This window comes from Pseudomonas sp. CBZ-4 (assembly GCF_000346755.1).
Taxonomy (GTDB): domain Bacteria; phylum Pseudomonadota; class Gammaproteobacteria; order Pseudomonadales; family Pseudomonadaceae; genus Aquipseudomonas.
The window spans coordinates 12,505-34,586 of record NZ_ANNV01000166.1; the positions used below are offsets into that span (position 1 = coordinate 12,505).

The window sequence follows — 22,082 nt, forward strand, 5'->3', positions numbered from 1 at the left end:
GATCAATGTGGGAGCTGGCTTGCCTGCGATAGCAATCTATCAGTTGAAACATAGGTGACTGACACACCGCCATCGCAGGCAAGCCAGCTCCCACATTTGATCTTCAGTAGATTCAGAATTTTCTCAGGATAAAAATAATTAGGGACGAGAAATGCACCAGCAAGAACAAGGTTTGAAACGCGGCCTAAGCGCCCGACATATTCGCTTCATGGCACTGGGGTCGGCGATCGGCACCGGGCTTTTCTACGGCTCTGCCTCGGCTATCCAAATGGCCGGCCCCGCCGTGCTGCTGGCCTACCTGATCGGCGGCGCCGCGGTGTTCATGGTGATGCGCGCCCTTGGCGAGATGGCCGTGCACAACCCGGTGTCCGGCTCGTTCGGCCAGTACGCCAGCACCTACCTGGGGCCCATGGCCGGTTTTATCCTCGGCTGGACCTACGCGTTTGAAATGATCATTGTCTGTCTCGCTGATGTGACGGCGTTCGGCATCTACATGGGCTTCTGGTTTCCCGACGTGGCACGTTGGGTCTGGGTGCTCGGCATCGTGTTTTTGATCGGCGGCCTGAACCTGTGCAACGTCAAAGTGTTTGGCGAAATGGAGTTCTGGCTGTCGCTGCTCAAGGTCGGCGCCATCGTCGCAATGATCCTCGGCGGCTTCGGCATCATGCTGTTTGGTATCCACACCGCCGGTGAAACCCAGGCCAGCGGCCTCAGCAACCTGTGGGCCCACGGCGGCTTCATGCCCAACGGCATCGGCGGCCTGATCGCCTCGTTTGCCGTGGTGATGTTTGCCTTCGGCGGCATCGAGATCATCGGCATCACCGCCGGTGAAGCCAAGGACCCGCAACGGGTGATCCCCAAGGCAATCAACGCCGTGCCGCTGCGCATCCTGCTGTTCTACGTGCTCACCCTGTTTGTGCTGATGGCCATCTACCCGTGGCCGCAGATCGGCAGCCAGGGCAGCCCGTTCGTGCAGATCTTCAGCAACCTGGGCATCGGCTCGGCGGCGACCATCCTCAATATCGTGGTGATCTCGGCGGCCGTCTCGGCGATCAACAGTGACATCTTCGGCGCCGGCCGCATGATGTACGGCCTGGCCCAGCAAGGGCAGGCGCCCAAAGGCTTTGCGCAACTGTCCAAACAGGGCGTGCCGTGGATGACCGTGGTGGTGATGGCCGCCGCGCTGCTGGGCGGCGTGGTGCTCAACTACCTGATCCCGGAAAATGTGTTCCTGCTGATCGCCTCGATTGCCACCTTCGCCACCGTGTGGGTGTGGCTGATGATCCTGTTTACCCAGGTCGCCATGCGCCGCTCGATGACCCGCGAGCAGGTGGCCGAACTGAAATTCCCGGTACCGTTCTGGCCCTATGCGCCCGCGGCGGCCATCGTGTTCATGCTGTTCGTGTTTGGTGTATTGGGTTACTTCCCGGACACCCAGGCCGCCTTGCTGGTCGGCGCCGTGTGGATCGTGTTGCTGGTGCTGGCCTACCTGCTGTGGGTCAAGCCCGCTGCCGGCCAAGCGGCCAAGGTCCATTACGACCCGGCTTTGTCTCATCGTTAATTTAGGGAGGCGTTGATGAAAACGCTTTGGCAACACTGCCACGTCGCAACCATGGCGGGTGGCAAATACTCGATTATCGAGGATGCTGCCCTGGTCACCGCAGGTCGGCTCATCGAGTGGATCGGCCCCTTGGCCGAACTGCCCCAGGGTGACTATGCACAGCTCCATGACCTGCAAGGCGCGTGGGTCACCCCCGGGCTGATCGACTGCCACACCCACACGGTGTTCGGTGGCAATCGCAGTGGCGAATTCGAGCAGCGCCTGGAAGGCGTGAGCTATGCCGAGATCGCAGCCAAGGGCGGCGGCATTGCCAGCACCGTACGCGCCACCCGCGCGGCGAGCGAAGATGAACTGTTCGACAGCGCCCACAAGCGCCTGCGCAGTTTGCTGCGTGACGGCGTGACCACGGTGGAGATCAAATCCGGTTATGGCCTGGACCTGGCCAACGAACGCAAGATGCTGCGGGTCGCCCGGCGCCTTGGCGAAGCGCTGCCGGTCAGCGTGCGCGCCACGTGCCTGGCGGCCCATGCATTGCCGCCGGAGTACAAGGATCGGGCCGACGACTATATCGAGCACATTTGCAGCGAAATGCTGCCCGCCCTGGCGGCAGAAGGGCTGGTGGACGCGGTGGACGCGTTCTGTGAATACCTGGCGTTCTCCACCGAGCAGGTCGAGCGTGTGTTCAAGGTCGCCCAGCACTTGGGCCTGCCGGTGAAGCTGCACGCCGAGCAACTTTCGTCGCTGCACGGCTCCAGCCTGGCGGCGCGTTATCACGCGTTGTCGGCGGATCACCTGGAGTTCATGACCGAGGAAGACGCCATCGCCATGGCCGCCTCCGGCACCGTCGCCGTGTTGCTGCCGGGGGCGTTCTACTTCCTGCGGGAAACCCAGCTGCCGCCGATGGACGCCCTGCGCAAGCACGGCGTGAAGATCGCCATCGCCAGCGACCTCAACCCCGGCACCTCGCCGGCGTTGTCGGTACGCCTGATGCTGAACATGGCCTGCACCCTGTTCCGCATGACCCCGGAAGAAGCCCTGGCCGGCGCCACGCAACATGCGGCGACCGCGCTGGGCATGGGCGACACCCACGGCTCTCTGGAAGTGGGCAAGGTCGCGGATTTCGTCGCCTGGCAGATTGATCGTCCCGCCGACCTGGCCTACTGGCTGGGCGGCGAACTGGATAAACGCGTCGTGCGCCATGGCGTCGATGTCACCGTCTGAGGAGTAGGGTTGTGGATAAGGTTCTGAACTTCAAACAAGGCCGCGTGCCGCTGCTGATCAGCATGCCCCACGCGGGTCTGCGCCTGACGCCAGTGGTCGAGGCCGGGTTGATCCCCGAGGCACACAGCCTGCCGGACACCGACTGGCATATCCCCACGCTGTATGACTTTGCCGAGGCGCTGGGGGCCAGCACCTTGTCGGCCGAATATTCGCGGTTTGTGATCGACCTGAACCGGCCGTCCGACGACAAGCCGCTGTACGTCGGCGCCACCACCGGGCTGTATCCGGCGACGCTGTTCGACGGCGTGCCGTTGTTCCGTGAGGGGCTGGAGCCGACCGAGACCGAGCGCGCCAGTTACTTGCAGAAGATCTGGGGTCCGTATCACCGCACGCTGCAGGAGGAGCTGGCACGGCTCAAGGCCGAGTTCGGTTACGCCTTGCTGTTCGATGCGCACTCGATCCGCTCGGTGATCCCGCACCTGTTCGACGGCAAGCTGCCGGACTTCAACCTTGGCACCTTCAATGGCGCTGCCTGTGATCCCGCGTTGGCCAGCCAACTGGAAGCCATCTGCGCCGGGCATCCGCAGTACAGCCATGTGTTGAACGGGCGCTTCAAGGGCGGGCATATCACCCGGCATTACGGTGACCCGGCGCAGGATATTCATGCGGTGCAGCTGGAGTTGTGCCAGAGCACTTATATGGAAGAGGTGGAACCGTTTCGTTATCGGGCGGATCTGGCTGAGCCGACGCGGGTGGTGTTGAAGCAGTTGTTGGAAGGGGTGTTGGCCTGGGGGCAACGGCGTTACGGCTGATATCGCTATCGCAGGCAAGCCAGCTCCCACAGTTTTCACTGTATTCACAAGTCCAAATGTGGGAGCGGGCTTGCCCGCGATGAGGGCCCCACAGTCGCCCCAGTGCAACTGCCCGTCGCCCCAGTTCGTGTTTACCCAGGCCCCACTGGTTAAGGTTGTGGAATAACAACAGCCGAGTGAGACCGCCTCCATGCAAAAAACCTTGTTGAGCCTGATCGGCGCCGCACTGTTCAGTGCACACGCCATGGCCGCCGAACCGGCCTCGTGCAAAAGCATCCGCATGGGCGTGGTCAGTTGGACCGACGTGGTCGCCACCTCCGGCATGGCCGATGTGTTGCTCAATGGCCTGGGCTACGACAGCAAACAGACCAGCGCCGTGCAGCAGATCATCTTTGCCGGCATCCGCGACAAGCGCCTGGATATCTTCCTCGGCTACTGGAAACCGGCGATGGACAACAACATCGCGCCGTTCCTCGCCGCCAAACAGGTCAAGGTTTTTGACAAGCCCAGCCTCGCCGACGCCCAGGCGACCCTCGCCGTGCCGCAATACGTGGCCGATGCGGGCTTGAAGACCTTTGCCGATATCGCCCGCTTCAAGGACAAGCTGGGCGGCAAGCTCTACGGCATCGAGCCCGGCAGTGGCGCGAACACCGATATCCAGAAAATGATCGACACCAACCACTTCGGTCTTGGCGGCTTCAAGCTGGTGGCCTCCGGTGAGGCGGGGATGCTGGCGGCGGTGCAGCGGGCGGTGAACCGCAAGGAGTTCGTGGTGTTTGTCGGTTGGACCCCGCACCCGATGAATATCAATATGCAGATGGCCTACCTCACCGGCAGTGAGGACGTGTTCGGCCCTGATGAAGGCCGCGCCACCGTGTCCACCGTCACCGCGTCGGACTTCGCCGAGCGTTGCCCCAACGCCAATCGCCTGCTGGAAAACCTCACCTACACGGCCGCCCAGGAGAGCCAGTTGATGGTGCCGATCATGGCGCGCCAATCACCGCAGGAGGTGGCCAGGCAGTGGTTGCGTGACCATCCCGAGGATTTGCAGCGCTGGCTGGTGGGGGTGACGGCGTTTGATGGCCGGGATGGCGTGGCGGCTGTACAGGCCAGCCTCAAGCTCTGAAACACCATCGAACCAATGCGGGAGCTGGCTTGCCTGCGATAGCTATCTGTCAGTTGAAATATTTGTGACTGATACACCGCTATCGCAGGCAAGCCAGCTCCCACAGTTGATCTCAATTGTCAGGGAGACTGATGCATGGCCGAATACCCTATTTCTTCGCAGATGCGCGCCTTCGTCGCCAAGACCGAATCCTTCACCACCACCGACACCTCCCTGGCCGGCCTGCGCCAAAACTACAACCGCATGTGCCAGGCCTTCACCCCGCCACCGCCGCAAGACCTGCTCATCGATAATTTCTCCCTGGACGGCGTAGCCGTGCGCAGTTACCGACCCACCACCGCCACCCCCTCCAACGGCTGGCCCTGTCTTCTATATATGCATGGCGGCGGCTGGGTGGTCGGCGGGTTGGATTCCCACGACTTCATCTGCTTTGAACTGGCCACTGCGCTCCAGGTGCTGGTGATCGCCATCGACTACCGCCTGGCGCCTGAGCACCCGTTCCCGGCGGCGTACGACGATTGCCGCAGCGTGTGGCAGGCGATCCAGGCGGGGCAGGGGCCGCATGCGATCAACCGCCAGCGCCTGGTGGTGGCGGGCGATAGCGCGGGGGGCAATCTGGCGGCGGCGTTGTGCCTGGGGTTGCGCGACGACGGGCAGCCGTTGCCCTTGGCTCAAGTACTGATCTACCCGGGGCTGGGCGGCCCGGTGGATTTGCCGTCCCGGCGTGATTGCGCGGATGCGCCGCTGCTGAGCACGGCCGATACCGACGACTACCTGGCCATGTATCTGTCAGACGGCGGGAAATCCTCGGCCTACGCCTTGCCGTTGCTCGCTGAAACATTCAGCGGTTTACCCAAGGCCTTCATCGCCGTGGCCCAGTTCGACCCCTTGCGCGACGACGGCAGGCTGTACGCCGAACGCTTGCAGGCGGCCGGCGTCGACACGCTGCTGTATCCCGGCAAAGGCCTGGTGCACGGCTGCCTGCGGGCGCGGCGGCAGGTGGCGGAGGTGGATCAACTCTACGACTGCTTGCTGGGTTACCTGAGGAGCGAAGGGCTGACACAGGTCTAAGCGCTCAAGGACATGCTCATTGCACAATTCGGGTTTATAGTGCCAGACGGCACAATAATAGACGTCCCCTCAGGGATGAACCCGACCCCTTACGGAGCGCGCAATGCAGACTTGGTTTCCACAGATCAAACCCTACGCCCGGCACGATCTGGCCGTCGATGACACGCACACCCTGTACGTCGATGAAAGTGGCTCCCCCGAAGGCTTGCCCGTCGTCTTCATCCACGGTGGCCCTGGCGCCGGTTGCGATGCCAACAGCCGCTGCTATTTCGATCCGAACCTGTATCACATTGTCACCTTCGACCAGCGTGGCTGCGGGCGCTCCACCCCGCGTGCGAGCCTGGAAAACAACACCACCTGGGACCTGGTCGCTGACCTTGAGCGCATCCGCGAACACCTGGGCATCGACAAATGGGTGCTGTTCGGCGGCTCCTGGGGCTCGACCCTGGCCCTGGCCTACGCGCAAACCCATCCCGAGCGTGTGCTTGGCCTGATCGTGCGCGGCATTTTCCTCGCCCGCCCGCAAGACATCGAATGGTTCTACCAGGCCGGTGCCAGCCGCCTGTTCCCGGACTACTGGCAGGACTACCTCGCGCCGATCCCGGTGGAGGAGCGCCACGACATGATCGCGGCCTATCACAAGCGCCTCACCGGCAACGACCAGATCGCCCAGATGCACGCGGCCAAGGCCTGGTCCGGCTGGGAAGGGCGCATGCTCGGCCTGTGCCCGAGCCCGCAGCATGTGGAGCGTTTTTCCGAGCCGCAGCGCGCGTTGTCGATTGCGCGGATCGAATGCCATTACTTCACCAACAACTCCTTCCTGGAGCCCAACCAGCTGATTCGCGACATGCACAAGATCGCCCATCTGCCTGGCGTAATCATCCATGGCCGCTACGATATGATCTGCCCGTTGGATAACGCCTGGGAGCTGCATCAGGCGTGGCCCAACAGTGAATTGCAGGTGATTCGCGAGGCCGGGCATGCGGCATCCGAGCCCGGTATTACCGATGCGTTGGTGCGTGCGACCGGCGAGATGGCCCGGCGCCTGCTCGACTTGCCGCCCGAAGAAGCATGAAGGGCCTGTTGCAGCGGGTGCGTGGGGCCCGGGTCGAGGTAGCCGGGGAAATTGTCGGGGCCATCGACCAGGGTTTGCTGGTGCTGGTGGCGGTCGAACCGGGCGACACGCCCGAGAGCGCCGACAAACTGTTGCACAAGCTGCTTAACTATCGGGTGTTCAGCGACGATGAGGGCAAGATGAACCTGTCGCTGAAAGACATCGACGGCGGTTTGCTGCTGGTGTCGCAGTTCACCCTGGCGGCAGACACCAAGAGCGGGTTGCGGCCGAGCTTCTCCACGGCGGCCCCTCCGGCCTTGGGCGCGGCGCTTTTCGAGCATTTGCTGGTACAAGCGCAACAATTGCATGGCAAGGTGGGGTCGGGGCGTTTTGGCGCCGATATGCAGGTGCATTTGGTCAATGATGGCCCTGTGACCTTCCTGCTCCAGACATGAATGTATTAAAAACGACTTTTAATGCCTAAAAACGCAGTATTTCACTACAAATACTTCGTTGCCCCTGATGCGTTGTCTCGCGGGCTACTAGATAATCGCGCGCTACGGGGATCAGCGTTGTTTGGTCCATTTTTGACTTAGGTAGAGACTTGTCCGATCGCCAATGGGGAATCATTTTGCCCCAGGGGAGTCGGAACAATGCTCGCCAACCTGGCATATAGATAGCTGGCCGTTGGTTTTTTGATCTGTTTTCGGCGAGGGTTGCTCGTGATTGTTAGTCCCTGTAATGCACCAAAATTGTCTGCCAAACGGTTACGAAACGCACTGGTGACGGGCTCTGCCCTGTTTTGCCTGTTCGGCGCGGGTCAACTGTGGGCATTCAGTCTGGATGATGTGTCGGCCAAGGCTAAAGAGCTGGCCGGGCAGAAATACGAAGCGCCGCGCAGCAATCTGCCGAACGAATTCCGCGAAATGAAATTCGCCGATTACCAGAAGATTCGTTTCCGCAACGAAAAAGCGGAGTGGGCCGATCAGAACACCCCATTCAAGCTGTCCTTCTATCACCAGGGTATGCACTTCGATACGCCGGTGAAAATCAACGAAGTCACGGCCGACAGCGTCAACGAAATCAAATATGACGCCTCGCGTTTCGATTTCGGCGACATGAAGCTTGATCCGAAAGCCACCGAACAACTGGGTTATGCCGGCTTCCGTGTGCTGTACCCGATCAACAAGGCCGACAAGCAAGACGAAATCATGACCATGCTCGGCGCCAGCTACTTCCGCGTCGTCGGCAAGGGCCAGGCCTATGGCTTGTCCGCCCGTGGCATGGCGATCGACACCGCGTTGCCGTCCGGCGAAGAATTCCCGCGTTTCACCGAGTTCTGGATCGAGCGTCCGAAGCCGGGTGAAAAACAGCTGGTGATCTTTGCCCTGCTGGATTCCCCGCGTGCCACCGGTGCATATCGCCTGACCCTGCGTCCGGGCACCGACACCATTGTCGACGTGAAATCCCAGATGTACCTGCGCGACAAGGTCAGCAAGCTGGGCGTTGCCCCGCTGACGAGCATGTTCCTGTTCGGCGCGAACCAGCCGTCCAAGGTGCTCAACTACCGCCGTGAGCTGCACGATTCCAGCGGCCTGTCGATCCATGCCGGCAACGGCGAGTGGATCTGGCGCCCACTGAACAACCCTAAACACCTGTCGGTCAGCAACTTCACCGTCGAAAACCCGAAAGGTTTCGGCCTGCTGCAACGTGGCCGCGATTTCAGCCACTACGAAGACCTCGACGACAACTACGACAAGCGCCCAAGCGCCTGGATCGAGCCTGAAGGCGACTGGGGCAAGGGCTCCGTCGACCTGGTAGAGATCCCGACCGCCGACGAAACCAACGACAACATCGTTGCCTTCTGGAGCCCGGCCGAGCTGCCCAAACCGGGCGAGCCGCTGGACGTCGCCTACCGCCTGCACTGGACCATGGACGAAAAATCCCTGCACCCGGCCGACAGCGCCTGGGTCAAGCAGACCCTGCGTTCCACCGGTGACGTGAAGCAGTCCAACCTGATCCGTCAGCCGGACGGCAGCGTGGCCTACCTGGTGGACTTCGAGGGCCCGTCCCTCAAGGCACTGCCGGCGGACGCCCCGGTGCGCAGCCAGGTGAGTGTTGGCGACAACGCTGAAGTGGTCGAAAACAGCGTGCGCTACAACGAGCACACCAAAGGCTGGCGCCTGACCCTGCGCATGAAGATCAAGGACGCAGGCAAGCCGACCGAAATGCGTGCGGCCCTGGTGCAGGACATCGTCAAGCCTGAGCCTGAGAAGGATTCGAGCCACGTGCTCAAGGCCGACAAAGTCCTGGCCAAGCAACACGAGAAGCAGGCCAAGAAAGACGCAAAAGACGCAAAAGACGCGAAAGACAAGCAGCCAGAAGCTGCCCCAGCCACACCGGAGCCGATCAAGACCGAACAAGTCCTGACCGAGACCTGGAGCTATCAGTTGCCTGCCGATGAGTAATTCCCAAGCCACGCCAGAGACTCTGCAAGAGTACCTGGCGCACCTGCCGATGACGGCCGAGCAGCGCGCCGAGCTGGCGGGCTGCACGTCTTTCAGCGAGTTGCACGAACGCTTGTCGTCGTCCACCTTCGACGCCCCGACCGACGCCGCCCAAGCGTCGGTGGGCTCGCGGCTGCTGCTCAACAGTGCCGAAGAGCTGCAAGACGCCGAAATGCTCGTGCTCGACGCCGAAGGCCGCGTGTGCCTGAAAGCCACGCCGCCGATCCGTCGGACCAAAGTGGTGCCCGAGCCTTGGCGCACCAATATCCTGGTGCGCGGTTGGCGCCGGATGACCGGTCGCACCAACCCGCCGAAGCCGCCGAAAGACGAACGTGTATTGCCGGCTGCGCGCTGGCGTACCGTGGGTTCGATCCGTCGCTACATCCTGCTGGTGCTGATGCTCGGCCAGACCATCGTTGCCGGCTGGTACATGAAAGGCATCATGCCGTACCAGGGCTGGTCGCTCGTCGACTTCGACGAAATCCGCAACCAGACCCTGCTGCAAACCGCAACGCAGGTGCTGCCTTACGCCCTGCAAACCAGCATCCTGATCATGTTCGGGATCTTGTTCTGCTGGGTGTCGGCGGGTTTCTGGACCGCGCTGATGGGCTTCCTGGAACTGCTGACCGGTCACGATAAATACCGCATTTCCGGTAAAAGTGCCGGTGACGAGCCGATTCCGAAGGACGCCCGCACCGCGCTGGTGATGCCGATCTGCAACGAAGACGTGCCCCGCGTATTCGCCGGTCTGCGCGCCACCTTCGAATCGGTGGCCGCCACGGGCGACCTGGACCGCTTCGACTTCTTCGTGCTCAGCGACAGTAACGACGCCGACATCTGCATCGCCGAACAGCAAGCCTGGCTCGACGTGTGCCGTGAAGCCGGTGGTTTCGGCAAGATCTTCTATCGCCGCCGTCGCCGTCGCGTCAAACGCAAGAGCGGCAACCTCGACGACTTCTGCCGTCGCTGGGGCGGTGACTACAAGTACATGGTGGTTCTCGACGCCGACAGCGTGATGAGCGGCGAGTGCCTGACCAGCCTGGTGCGCCTGATGGAAGCCACGCCGGATGCCGGGATTATCCAGACCGCGCCGCGTGCGTCGGGCATGGACACCCTGTATGCGCGCATGCAGCAGTTCGCCACCCGTGTGTACGGCCCGCTGTTCACCGCCGGCCTGCACTTCTGGCAGCTGGGTGAATCCCACTACTGGGGTCACAACGCGATCATCCGCATGAAACCGTTCATCGAGCACTGCGCCCTGGCACCGTTGCCGGGCAAAGGCGCGTTCGCCGGTTCGATTCTGTCCCACGACTTCGTTGAAGCTGCGCTGATGCGCCGTGCCGGCTGGGGCGTGTGGATTGCCTACGATCTGCCGGGCAGCTACGAAGAACTGCCGCCGAACCTGCTGGACGAACTCAAGCGTGACCGTCGCTGGTGCCACGGCAACCTGATGAACTTCCGCCTGTTCCTGGTCAAGGGCATGCACCCGGTGCACCGTGCGGTGTTTCTCACCGGCGTGATGTCCTACCTGTCGGCGCCGCTGTGGTTCCTGTTCCTGGTGCTGTCTACCGCGTTGCTGGCGGTGAACACCCTGATGGAACCGCAGTACTTCATGGCCCCGCGCCAGTTGTACCCACTGTGGCCGCAATGGCATCCCGACAAGGCGGTGGCGCTGTTCTCCACCACCATCGTGCTGCTGTTCCTGCCAAAACTGCTGAGCATCATCCTGATCTGGGCCAAGGGCGCGAAAGAGTTCGGTGGCAAGTTCAAGGTGACCCTGTCGATGCTGCTGGAGATGCTGTTCTCCATGCTGCTGGCGCCGGTGCGCATGATCTTCCACACCCGTTTCGTCCTGGCCGCTTTCCTTGGCTGGGCCGCAACCTGGAACTCGCCACAGCGTGACGACGATTCCACGCCGTGGAGCGAAGCGGTCAAGCGCCACGGTCCGCAAACCGTGCTGGGCTTCCTGTGGGCCCTGTTGGTGGTGTGGCTGAACCCGAGCTTCCTGTGGTGGCTGGTGCCGATTGTCGGTTCGCTGATGCTGTCGATCCCAGTGTCGGTGATTTCCAGCCGGGTCAAGCTGGGCCTCAAGTCCCGCGACGAGAGCCTGTTCCTCATTCCTGAGGAATACAATCCGCCGCAGGCGCTGCTGTCCACCGAGAAGTACACCCACGAAAACCGTTGGCATGCACTCAACGACGGCTTTGTCCGCGCCGTGGTCGACCCGCAGCAGAACGCCCTGGCCTGTGCCCTGGCGACTTCGCGTCACCGCGAAGCCGAGCCCATCGAGTACCTGCGGGCCGAGCGTGTACGCCATGCGTTGAAAGTCGGCCCTGCCGGCCTCAACAACGGCGAACGCGTGGCCTTGCTCAGTGACCCGGTCGCCCTGGCCCGCCTGCACGAGCAGGTCTGGAGCGAAGGGCATGCCGACTGGCTGGGGGCCTGGCGTGAGTCGATCAAGGCTGATCCGCACGCGCCGTTGCTGCCGCTGCAACCGCAAGTCTCCCAGGCCCAACCGGCCTGATTCAGACGCCCCCGGGGGTTCACTCCGGGGGTGTTTCAAACGCTGGTCCTACAGCGTTTTGCGCTTCTTCCTGTTAGCGCTAACTCCTTGTTATTTCGAAACAAAAGACCCTTCGCCGAGGCGTATTGCCGTGCCTGCGGCTGGGGTAGCATCGCCCCGCAAATTTGACTCGACACGGGGATATTCATGTTCAAAAGGTATGGTTCGGCATTGCTGATAGGCGCTGTCGCATTGATGTTCGGTGGCCCGCTGCAGGCTGGCGCCCTGGATGACGCCGTGCGGCGCGGCGTGCTCAAGGTGGGCACCACGCCCACCTATGTGCCCTTTGAAATGACCGACCGGCAGGGGCGCATTGTCGGCTTTGAAATCGACTTGCTCCAGGCCATGAGCCGTGCCCTCGACGTCGAGTTGGAGTTGGTTGCGGTGCCCTATACCGAGCTGCTGCCGGGGCTCATGGCGAAGCGCTTCGATCTGATCGGCAGCGGCATGACCGTCACCCAGCAACGCAATCTCAGGTTGAATTTCAGTGATGCCTTCATGGTGGTGGGCCAGACCGTGCTGCTGCACCCCAGCCTGGCGGGCAAGGTCACCAGCATCGAAGACCTGGATGAAGCGGGCTACCGGATCGCGGCCACTGCCGGCACCACGGGGGAAATGGCGGCGCAACGGTTCCTGGGGGCGGCCCGGCTCAGCAGTTTCACCACGCCGGAAGAAGGCGTGCGGCACGTGGTGGAAGGCAAGGCCGATGCGTTCGTCCACGACGCACCGTACAACCTGATCGCTATCAGCCGAGCGGAAAACGCCAGCCTGTTTGCCCTCGAACAACCCTTTACCTACGAGCCCCTGGCGTTCGGCCTGAAAAAGGGCGATTACGACAGCCTCAACTGGATCAATCACTTCCTCAACCAGGTGGCCCAGGACGGCACCTATGATCGGCTGCACGACAAGTGGTTCAAGGACACGGCCTGGATGGCGGATATTGAGTGAAAGTCATAACTGCTTACATATCAGTCGATTGCCACGCACGGGCGCTGACGCGTCTACACCTGTGGTTCCCCCGGCTTTTGTGGGGTTTTTCTGACATACGTCGACAACAAATACCCGTGAAACCTTTGTGACGGGCAGCGAGTGGGTTAGGATCGCATCCCGTTATGGTGCAGCCCTTTTGCGCGCCGACCTTATAAGAATCGTTCAGGGGACTTGATGATGAAAAAGTATCTTTCGATGCTGCTGCTCGGCGTCACCGCGCTGGTCGCGGCCAATGCGGCCCAGGCCGGTGCGATCGACGATGCGGTCAAGCGCGGCACGCTGAAAGTCGGCATGGACCCGACCTACATGCCGTTCGAAATGACCGACAAGCGCGGTGAAATCATCGGCTTCGAAGTGGACATCCTCAAGGCGATGGCCAAGTCCATGGGCGTCAAGCTGGAGCTGGTGTCCACCGGTTACGACGGCATCATCCCGGCTTTCCTGACCGGCAAGTTCGACATGATCGGCAGCGGCATGACCCTGACCCAGGAGCGCAACCTGCGCCTGAACTTCAGCGAACCCTTCATCGTCGTCGGCCAAACCCTGCTGATCCGCAAGGACCTGGAAGGCACTATCAAGTCCTACAAAGACCTGAACGACGAGAAATACCGTCTGACCTCCAAGCTGGGCACCACCGGTGAGATGGTCGCCAAGAAGCTGATCTCCAAAGCCAAGTACCACGGCTATGACAATGAGCAAGAAGGTGTGCTGGACGTGGTCAACGGCAAGGCCGATGCCTTTGTGTATGACGCGCCGTACAACGTGGTTGCCGAGAAGAAAGTCGGTAACGGCAAGCTGGTGTTCCTCGAAGAACCGTTCACCTTCGAACCCCTGGCGTTTGGCCTGAAAAAAGGCGATTACGACAGCATCAACTTCATCAACAACTTCCTGCACCAGATCCGTAACGACGGCACCTACGATCGCATCCATGACAAGTGGTTCAAGAGCTCCGAGTGGCTCAAGGACATGGAATAAGGCTCTAGACCGAGTTGCCTGTATCGCAGGCAAGCCAGCTCCCACATTTGACCGTGTTCACACATCCAAAGGTGGGAGCGGGCTTGCCCGCGATGGCGGCCTCACAGGCAACACACATCGCGGAAAGTTAAATGAAACAGAAAAAAGCCCAATGGCCCTGGCACCTGCTGACCGTGGTCGTGCTGGTTGGCCTGGCCGGCGCCTTGTACTACGCCACCTCGCTGATGTCCTACGAGTGGCGCTGGAATCGCGTACCGCAGTACTTCGCCTACCAGGCTGAAACGTCCCAGCGCGCGGCGGATATTTCCACCGTGGTCGAGCTGGTGCGCAAAGGCGACGTCGCCGAAGTGACCCTGCGCAACGACGCGGGCGCCGAGCAAAAGCTGACCGTGGCCGACAACAGCCTGCAAGTGGCGCGTGGCGATGACGTGGCCGAAGGCGACGTGATCGGCGTGACCCGGCATTGGGCGCTGGGCCCGTTGATGTGGGGCTTGTGGACCACGCTGTGGCTGTCGGTGGTGTCCGGCATCCTCGGGCTGGCGATCGGCTTGGCGACCGGCCTGTGCCGGCTGTCGAATAACCCGACCTTACGCGATCTGTCGACGATCTACGTCGAACTGGTACGCGGAACGCCGCTGTTGGTGCAGATCTTCATCTTCTATTTCTTTATCGGCACGGTGCTCAACCTGTCCCGGGAATTTGCCGGGATCGCCGCGCTGTCGCTGTTCACCGGTGCCTACGTGGCAGAGATCGTGCGCGCGGGCGTGCAGTCGATCACCCGTGGCCAGAACGAAGCCGCCCGCTCCCTGGGCCTGAGCGCCAGCCAGTCGATGCGCCACGTGGTGTTGCCGCAGGCCTTCAAGCGCGTGCTGCCGCCGCTGGCCGGACAATTCATCAGCCTGGTGAAAGACACCTCGCTGGTCTCGGTGATCGCCATCACCGAACTGCTCAAAAGCGGCCGCGAAGTGATCACCACCTCGTTCTCGCCGTTTGAAATCCTGTTCTGCGTCGCAGGCTTGTACCTGTTGATCAACCTGCCGCTGTCGAAAATGGCCAGCCGGCTTGAGCGGAGGCTCGCGCAAAGTGATTGAAGTCCGCGATCTGGTAAAAGTCTTCGACACCCGTGGCCATGTGGTGCGCGCGGTGGACCACGTCACCACCCAGGTGGCCAAGGGTGAAGTGCTGGTGGTGATCGGCCCGTCGGGTTCCGGCAAGTCCACCTTCCTGCGCTGCCTCAATGGCCTGGAAGAATTCGACTCGGGCTCGGTGAGCATCGACGGCCTGCAACTGGCTGACCCGAAGACCGACGTGAACGCCTATCGCCGCGAAGTCGGCATGGTGTTCCAGCACTTCAACCTGTTCCCCCACATGACCGTGCTGGAAAATCTCTGCCTGGCGCAAAAGGTCGTGCGCAAGCGCGGCAAAAAGGAGCGTGAGGCCAAGGCCCTGGCGTTGCTGGAAAAGGTCGGCATTGCGCAGAAGGCCAATGAGTTTCCCTCGCGCCTCTCCGGCGGTCAGCAGCAACGGGTCGCCATTGCCCGCGCGCTGGCCATGGAGCCCAAGGTCATGTTGTTCGATGAACCCACCTCGGCGCTCGACCCGGAAATGGTCGGCGAAGTGCTGGACGTGATGAAGACCCTGGCCCTGGAAGGCATGACCATGGTCTGCGTCACCCACGAAATGGGCTTTGCCCGTGAAGTGGCCGATCGGGTGTTGTTCTTTGATCATGGCAAGTTGCTGGAAGACGCGGCCCCGGCCGAGTTCTTCGACGCGCCCAAAGACCCGCGTGCCCAGGCTTTCCTGCGTCAGGTCCTATAACCTGAACCTGCCTACCAGGGCTCGCAGGTCCCGGCTCAACCGCGTCAGTTGAGCACTCGCCGCCGCCGTTTCCTCACTGGCGGCGGCGGTTTGTTCGGACGCATCGCGCACCTTCAACACACTGCGATTGATTTCCTCGGCCACCGCGCTTTGTTCTTCGGCGGCAGCGGCGATCTGCGGGTTCATTTCCTGGATGATCGACACCGTGTCGGCAATCGCCGCCAGCGCGTCGCCGGCATTGCGGGTCAGGCCGACACTGTTGTCGGTCAAGGTGCGGCTGCTGTGCATGATATCGGCCACTTGCTGGGTGCCGGCATGAAGGCTGCGGATCAACTCTTCGATTTCTTCGGCCGAGGCTTGGGTGCGTTGGGCCAGGCTGCGTACTTCATCGGCGACCACGGCGAACCCTTCGCCTGCGCTGCCGGCCCGTGCGGCTTCGATGGCGGCGTTCAGGGCCAGCAAATTGGTTTGCTGGGACACCGACTTGATCACTTCCAGCACGCTGCCGATCTTCTGGCTTTCCTGTTGCAAGGCCAGCATCGCCTGGCTGGCGCGAGACATTTCATCGGCAAGATGACCGATGTGCTCAACCGCCTGGGTCACCACCTGATCACCGATACTGGTTTGTCGATCCGCCTCATGGGCCGCCACTGACGCTTGCTCGGCGTGTCGGGCCACCTCCTGGGCGGTGGCCAGCATTTCATTCATGGCCGTTGCCACCTGGTCGGTTTCTTCTTTCTGGTGATGGATGCCGTCGCGGGTCTGTTGGGTGACGGCCGCCAACTGCGCGGCCGCGCTGCCAATCTGCTGGGCGCTGTCACCGATGCCACTGATCAGCGTGCGCAGGTTGCCCGTCATGTCCCCCATGCTGCGTTGCAACTGGCCGAGTTCATCACGGCGCTCCACCGGCACGTCGTGGCTCAAGTCCCCCTTGGCGATACGGCTGGCGACCGTCAGCACCTGGCGTAGCGGCACCACGATCTGCCGGGCGATCCACCAGGCGGCGAGGGCGCCGAGCAGCAAGGCCGCGGCGGTCACAGCGACCAGCAGGGTGCGGGTGTGCCGCGCCTCTTTGTCGCGCTTGACGGTCTGGGCCTGGCTCAGTTGGTGACTGTGCTCCAGCAACTGGTCGAGTTGCTGCTCGAAGCGGTTCTGCACGGTTTCGGTGGTGACCTGCGCATTCTTGAGCCGTTGCAGTTGCTCGCGATAGTCGGCCAGGTCGGTCTTGAGCAGCGTTGCGTCAACGGGCAGGCGAGTGACGGCGGCCTGAGCGACGTCCAGGGCGTCCAGGGTGGCGCCGACGGCCTCGGCATAGGCTTGCAGCGACACGGCGGCCCAGGCGGGGCGTACGGCGTTGTCTTCGGCCTGGGCAATGGCCTGGCGCAGCTGTTCGATGCTGTCGAGCGCTTGCTGGTCTTGCTGATCCGGCAGTTCGCTGGCCACTTGAGCAAGGGTGTCGCTGGCTTGCAACGCGGTTTTGCTGAGGGGCGAGCGGGTGTTATCGCGTTGCTCGATCAGCGGGGGCAGCTCCACCAGCGCAGCCTTGAAGGCGGCAACCAGGCGCGTGGCCTCCTGGAGTCGCTGTTGGTCGGCAGGATCACGCATGCGGCCGGCAAAGAACGCCAGGTGCCGTTCGATTTTTTCAATGTGGGTTGCCATCTTGCCCAGGCTGGCCGTGTCGGTGAGGGTGCGGTACACGATGCGGTCGGCCCGCATGGCCTGGGCATCAGCGGCCAATTGCCCGAGGGCGCTCAGGTTGCCTGACCGGTAAAGCACAGCATTCAGCGCCTGCCAGCCGGTCACGGCGATGGCCAGGCTGAGCACCAGGACCTGCCCAAAACCCAGGGCAAGCTTGAGGCGGACGCTGGCGTTGACCAGCAAGCGGGTCAGCCGAGGAAACATGGTGCACCTCCAAATCCGAAAAAGCGTTTCGCAGTAACGGAAACGCTAAATCGATTTGGGCGGCTACCGGGCTGATAACGGCGTAGGAAATTTCACAAACTGTTAGATGCGGAAGCGTCCTACCAATGTTTGCAGGTAAATCCCCAGGCGCGCCAGTTCTGCGCTGGACGCGGCAGTTTCCTCACTGGCCGAAGAGGTTTGCTCCGACACGTCACGCACATTCAGCACGCTGCGGTTGATCTCTTCGGCCACGGCGCTCTGTTGCTCGGCGGCGGTGGCGATCTGCGAGTTCATCGCCTGGATCGTCGAGACCGTGCGCGTGATGTTGCCCAGGGCAGCGCCGGCGCGGCGGGTCAGTTCGACACTGCTGTCGGTGAGGCCGCGGCTGTTGTCCATGATGGTCGCCACTTGCTGGGTGCCACTTTGCAGGCCGACGATCAGTTCTTCGATCTCTTCGGTGGACTTCTGCGTGCGCTGGGCCAGGCTGCGCACTTCATCGGCCACCACCGCGAAGCCACGCCCGGCTTCACCGGCGCGGGCGGCTTCAATTGCGGCGTTGAGGGCCAGCAGGTTGGTTTGCTGGGCCACGGATTTGATCACATCGAGCACGCTGCCGATCTTGTCGCTTTCGCGTTTCAGATCGCCCATGGCCAGGGTGGAGTTGCCGACTTCGGTGGCCAGGCGTTCGATCTGGGCGATGGCTTCGCCGACCACTTTGTCACCTTCGCGGGCTTGCTGGTCAGCGGCGACGGCGGCTTCGGAAGCCTCCTCGGCGTTGCGTGCCACTTCCTGCACGGTGGCGGCCATTTCGTTCATGGCGGTCGCGACCTGGTCGGTTTCGACTTTCTGGCTGTTGACCCCGGCGCTGGTCTGTTCGGTCACCGCCGACAGTTGCTCGGCGGCGCTGGCGATCTGGGTCACGCCGTCGCTGATGCCGCCGATCAACTCGCGCAGGCCCACGGTCATGCTTTGCATGGCCCGTTGCAGTTGGCCCAGTTCGTCCTGGCGCGCGGAGTCGAGGTTGTGGCTCAAGTCGCCGGAGGCCACGCGCTCGGCGACCTTGAGAGTCTGGTTCAGCGGGATGATGATCTGGCGGGTGATGGCCCAGGCGGCGATCAGGCCGAAGACCAGCGCGAGCACGGTGGCCAGCGCCAACAGTTGCTTGGCCTGTGCGGCCTCGTTGTCACGGACCACGGTCTGCGACGCGGTGAGTTTTTTGCTGCGGTCGAGCAGGATGTCGCCTTGCTCGGCCATGGTTTTCATCGCCGCGGCGGTGGCGACCTGGGAGTTGCGGTACTGGCTGACCGCCGCGCGGTAGGCTTGCAGCGAAACGCTGGCCTGTTGCAGGTTGGTCGAATATTGATCAGGGATTTGCCCGTTCAGGCCGGTGATTTTCTTCAGGGCATTATCGATGGCGTCCAGCGCGGGCTGCTCGGCTTCGACCTTGCCGCTGTAGGTGTAGCCGCGCACCTGGAAGCGCGCCTGTTGGATCAGCTTGCTCAGGTCCACCACGCTGTTGAACTGGCTGACGCTGTCGCCTTGCAGCAGGGCTTTCTCGATCTCGCCGACCTTGACCACCGCGTTGTCGGCGGTGTCGCCCAGCTTGCTGCGCGCGTTTTCGCGGTTGGCGCCGGCCTGGACCATGGCCTCGAAGGCGCGGCGGTATTGGTCGACGGCGACCAGTTGGTCGTCCACCAGGCGGTTGTCGGCGGGCTGATCGATCAGGGTGTCGGCGGTTTTCAGGCTGCTTTCCAATTGCACCAGCAGCGTGTTGACCGTTGTCGGGCCTTGTTCGCCACGGCGCATTTCGTAGTCCAGGCGCGCCAATCGCAGGTCTTTGGTCAGCTCATTGACGCTGGAGATAAAGCCCAGCTTGTCACCCCGGCTGATCACGCCGCTGAGGCCGCTCCAGCCGGTGAAGGTGATCATGAGCGTGAGCAGTAACACCAGGCCAAAACCTACACCCAGCTTGGATTTGACGCTGACATTCCCCAGCTTTTCGGCTAACCAACGATACATGCTGCGAACTCCCCTGGAACAAGGCTTGGACTTATTCAGAGAGTATCGGCATTGGCGCGGGATTCTGTAGCGACGCAGGTCAAATGGGGGGGTGATGTACTCAGTTTCCCAACTTGGCACAGATCAAAATGTGGGAGCTGGCTTGCCTGCGATAGCGGTGTGTCAGCAGTCAATGTGCAAGCTGACCCACCGCTATCGCAGGCAAGTCAGCTCCCACACAAGCCAGTTCCCACATGGAGACTGCGGTGTTGTTTGGGGTTGGGTTAGAAGAGGCGGGCGAGCAGGGCAGTCACGGCGGTTTCAACCCGCAGAATGCGCGCGCCCAGCTGCACCGGTTGCAGGCCGGCCTTGGCCAGCAGGTCCACTTCGTAGGGAATCCAGCCACCTTCCGGGCCGATGGCCAGGGTCACCGGCTCATCCAGCCCGCGTGGGCAGGCTGGGTAATCGCCGGGATGGCCGATCAAACCCAGCGTCCCTGCGGCCATGGCCGGCAGGCGGTCTTCGACGAACGGCTTGAAGCGCTTCTCGATGATGATCTCGGGCAGCACCGTGTCGCGCGCCTGTTCCAGGCCGAGGATCAGTTGCTCGCGAATCGCCTCGGGCTCCAGGAACGGTGTCTGCCAGAAGCTTTTTTCCACGCGATAACTGTTGAGCAGCACGACCTTGGGCACGCCCATGGCCGCCACGGTTTGCAGGACCCGGCGCAGCATTTTCGGGCGGGGCAGGGCCAGCAGCAGGGTCAGCGGCAGTTTCGCCGGCGGCGGCTGGTCGAAGCTGACTTGCAGCTCCGCCTCACTGGCTTCCAGGCGTAGCAACTGGGCATTGCCCATCAGCCCGCCGATACGGCCGACACGCAGGCTGTCGCCGACGGCGGCGCGATGGACTTCCTGCATGTGCACCAGGCGCCGGTCACGCAGCACCACGCGGTCGGCCGCGATGAAGTCGGCCTCCTCAAGCAGCAGCAGGTTCACGGCTGGGTCGCTGGCGGCTGGTCGTCGTCGGCGGGCTGATCATCCGGGTGGTCGCCACGCTTGGTGATCAGGCTGCTGAACAGGATGCCGATCTCGAACAGCATCCACATCGGCACGGCCAGCAGGGTCTGGGAGAAGATGTCCGGCGGTGTGAGGATCATGCCGACCACAAAGCAGCCGATGATCACGTACGGGCGGATCTTCTTCAGGTACGCCACGTTGACCACGCCGATCCACACCAGCAGCACCACGGCCACGGGGATTTCGAAGGCCACGCCAAAGGCGAAGAACAGCGTCATCACGAAGTCGAGGTAGCTGGTGATGTCGGTCATCATTTCCACGCCGGCCGGGGTGGCAGCGGCGAAGAACTTGAAGATCAGCGGGAACACCAGGAAGTAGGCGAACGCCATGCCGGTGTAGAACAGGCAGATGCTCGACACCAGCAACGGCACGGCGATGCGCTTCTCATGCTTGTACAGGCCCGGCGCGATAAAGCCCCAGATCTGATGCAGGATCACCGGGATCGCGAGGAACAGCGAGACCATCATCGTCAGCTTCAGCGGCGTGAGGAACGGCGATGACACGTCGGTGGCGATCATCGTCGCGCCGGCCGGCAGGTACTGGCGCAGGGGCGTGGAGACGAAGGTGTAGATCTGCTGGGTAAAGGCGAACAACCCGGCAAAGATGATGAAGATCGCCGCTACGCAACGCAGCAGGCGGGTACGCAGCTCGGTGAGGTGCGAGACCAGCGGCATATGCTGGTCGTTTTCCGGTTTATCAGCGCTCATGGGGCTCGCGGCGGCAATGTAGGGTCATGGGGAGCAGGCGCCGCGACGGGCGCCGGTGCTGGCTCGGTGGGCGCGACGGGCGTGGCTTCAACAGCAGGCGCAGGGGCAATGCTGTGTTCGGCCACGGGGGTAACCGGTTTTTCCGGTTCTTGCACCGGCGACAGAATCTTCCGGGCTTCCTGCTCCAACGACAGGATGTGTTCGTTGTGCAGCTGCCGGCGGATCTCGTCGGCGCCGATTTCCCGTTCAACTTCCTGTTTGATCGCATTGAAACTGCGTTTCAGGCGGCCGATCCACAGGCCGGCCGTGCGTGCGGCACCGGGCAGGCGTTCCGGCCCCAGTACCAGCAGGGCCACGAGGCCGACGAGCAGCAGTTCAGAGAAGCTGATACCAAACATTAGTCAGTGCTCACGAGTCTTTGCGGGTCGGCTCTTCGACTTTCTCAGCCTGCACGTCGAAGGTACGACGCTCGGTGATCGGCTGGGCGGCCTGCGGGTGCACAGGCTGCGCCGGTGGCACTGGGTTGGCGGCCGGGTCGGCCGGTTTTTCGTCGTCGTTCATGGCTTTGCGAAAGCCCTTGATCGATTCGCCGACGTCCGTGCCGAGGTTCTTGAGTTTCTTGGTGCCGAATACCAATACCACCACCACCAGAATGACGATCCAGTGTTTCCAGTCAAAAATACCCATGCTGCAAATCCTCAGTA

The 22,082-nt window shown here is 62.3% G+C and carries 18 protein-coding genes and 2 pseudogenes; 13 read left to right on the forward strand and 7 right to left on the reverse strand.

Translation table 11 applies throughout. From position 1 onward, the window contains the following. Positions 1-151: 151 nt before the first annotated feature. The 13 genes and pseudogenes from B348_RS0125280 to B348_RS0125340 all read left to right on the forward strand — a co-directional run bounded on the left by B348_RS0125280 (position 152) and on the right by B348_RS0125340 (position 15,698). Positions 152-1,561 carry an amino acid permease gene (locus B348_RS0125280; protein WP_017738817.1) on the forward strand — a complete coding sequence of 470 codons (1,410 nt, stop codon included), beginning with the start codon at positions 152-154 and terminating at the stop codon, positions 1,559-1,561. Between the two features lie 15 nt (positions 1,562-1,576). Next, the gene (gene hutI, locus B348_RS0125285; protein ID WP_026137055.1) at positions 1,577-2,782 is read left to right on the forward strand and encodes an imidazolonepropionase; all 1,206 of its coding nucleotides are present in this window, start codon (positions 1,577-1,579) and stop codon (positions 2,780-2,782) included. A gap of 11 nt (positions 2,783-2,793) precedes the next feature. Continuing rightward, a complete protein-coding gene (hutG, locus tag B348_RS0125290) occupies positions 2,794-3,594 on the forward strand; it encodes an N-formylglutamate deformylase (RefSeq protein WP_017738819.1) in 801 nt (266 codons plus the stop codon). A 190-nt stretch (positions 3,595-3,784) separates the two neighbouring features. Further along, on the forward strand, positions 3,785-4,720 hold the full coding sequence (gene choX / locus B348_RS0125295) for a choline ABC transporter substrate-binding protein (protein WP_017738820.1): 936 nt from the start codon (positions 3,785-3,787) through the stop codon (positions 4,718-4,720). A 135-nt stretch (positions 4,721-4,855) separates the two neighbouring features. Next, positions 4,856-5,791, forward strand: coding sequence for an alpha/beta hydrolase (locus B348_RS0125300; RefSeq protein ID WP_017738821.1), 936 nt, complete (start codon positions 4,856-4,858; stop codon positions 5,789-5,791). Positions 5,792-5,894: 103 nt separating this feature from the next. Then, entirely contained in the window at positions 5,895-6,866 is a 972-nt protein-coding gene (gene pip, locus B348_RS0125305; RefSeq protein WP_017738822.1) for a prolyl aminopeptidase, read from the forward strand. Further along, complete coding sequence (dtd, locus tag B348_RS0125310) at positions 6,863-7,300, forward strand: D-aminoacyl-tRNA deacylase (RefSeq protein WP_017738823.1); 438 nt, start codon at positions 6,863-6,865, stop codon at positions 7,298-7,300. The genes pip and dtd overlap by 4 nt, the downstream gene beginning before the upstream one ends. A gap of 267 nt (positions 7,301-7,567) precedes the next feature. Then, the gene (locus B348_RS0125315; protein ID WP_026137056.1) at positions 7,568-9,313 is read left to right on the forward strand and encodes a glucan biosynthesis protein G; all 1,746 of its coding nucleotides are present in this window, start codon (positions 7,568-7,570) and stop codon (positions 9,311-9,313) included. Then, positions 9,306-11,878, forward strand: a pseudogene (mdoH, locus tag B348_RS0125320) (glucans biosynthesis glucosyltransferase MdoH); the annotation flags it as partial. The gene B348_RS0125315 and the pseudogene mdoH, both read left to right, overlap by 8 nt. A 184-nt stretch (positions 11,879-12,062) precedes the next feature. After that, positions 12,063-12,863, forward strand: coding sequence for a transporter substrate-binding domain-containing protein (locus B348_RS0125325; RefSeq protein WP_026137057.1), 801 nt, complete (start codon positions 12,063-12,065; stop codon positions 12,861-12,863). Positions 12,864-13,082: 219 nt separating this feature from the next. Further along, positions 13,083-13,880, forward strand: a complete 798-nt coding sequence (locus B348_RS0125330) for a transporter substrate-binding domain-containing protein (RefSeq protein WP_026137058.1) — start codon at positions 13,083-13,085, stop codon at positions 13,878-13,880. A gap of 131 nt (positions 13,881-14,011) precedes the next feature. Next, complete coding sequence (locus B348_RS0125335; protein WP_017738828.1) at positions 14,012-14,971, forward strand: amino acid ABC transporter permease; 960 nt, start codon at positions 14,012-14,014, stop codon at positions 14,969-14,971. Beyond that, positions 14,964-15,698, forward strand: a complete 735-nt coding sequence (locus B348_RS0125340; protein ID WP_017738829.1) for an amino acid ABC transporter ATP-binding protein — start codon at positions 14,964-14,966, stop codon at positions 15,696-15,698. The genes B348_RS0125335 and B348_RS0125340 overlap by 8 nt, the downstream gene beginning before the upstream one ends. Here B348_RS0125340 and B348_RS0125345 read toward each other — a convergent pair. The 7 genes and pseudogenes from B348_RS0125345 to B348_RS0125370 all read right to left on the reverse strand — a co-directional run bounded on the left by B348_RS0125345 (position 15,693) and on the right by B348_RS0125370 (position 22,065). After that, positions 15,693-17,600 (reverse strand): methyl-accepting chemotaxis protein, encoded by a 1,908-nt coding sequence (locus B348_RS0125345; protein WP_017738830.1) that lies wholly within the window; start codon positions 17,598-17,600, stop codon positions 15,693-15,695. The genes B348_RS0125340 and B348_RS0125345 overlap by 6 nt on opposite strands. Positions 17,601-17,702: 102 nt before the next feature. After that, on the reverse strand, positions 17,703-18,575 hold the full coding sequence (locus tag B348_RS1000000132305) for a methyl-accepting chemotaxis protein (RefSeq protein WP_371105915.1): 873 nt from the start codon (positions 18,573-18,575) through the stop codon (positions 17,703-17,705). Beyond that, a pseudogene (locus B348_RS1000000132310) lies at positions 18,561-19,619 on the reverse strand (methyl-accepting chemotaxis protein); the annotation flags it as partial. The pseudogene B348_RS1000000132310 and the gene B348_RS1000000132305, both read right to left, overlap by 15 nt. A 263-nt stretch (positions 19,620-19,882) precedes the next feature. Further along, positions 19,883-20,590, reverse strand: a complete 708-nt coding sequence (locus B348_RS0125355) for a 16S rRNA (uracil(1498)-N(3))-methyltransferase (RefSeq protein ID WP_017738832.1) — start codon at positions 20,588-20,590, stop codon at positions 19,883-19,885. Continuing rightward, a complete protein-coding gene (gene tatC / locus B348_RS0125360; protein WP_017738833.1) occupies positions 20,587-21,378 on the reverse strand; it encodes a twin-arginine translocase subunit TatC in 792 nt (263 codons plus the stop codon). The genes B348_RS0125355 and tatC overlap by 4 nt, the downstream gene beginning before the upstream one ends. Beyond that, positions 21,375-21,776: a Sec-independent protein translocase protein TatB gene (gene tatB / locus B348_RS0125365; RefSeq protein ID WP_017738834.1), complete on the reverse strand. Its 402-nt coding sequence runs from the start codon at positions 21,774-21,776 to the stop codon at positions 21,375-21,377. Before tatB ends, tatC begins: the two co-directional genes overlap by 4 nt. Positions 21,777-21,786: 10 nt before the next feature. Next, entirely contained in the window at positions 21,787-22,065 is a 279-nt protein-coding gene (locus B348_RS0125370; protein ID WP_017738835.1) for a twin-arginine translocase TatA/TatE family subunit, read from the reverse strand. Between the last annotated feature and the right edge of the window lie 17 nt (positions 22,066-22,082).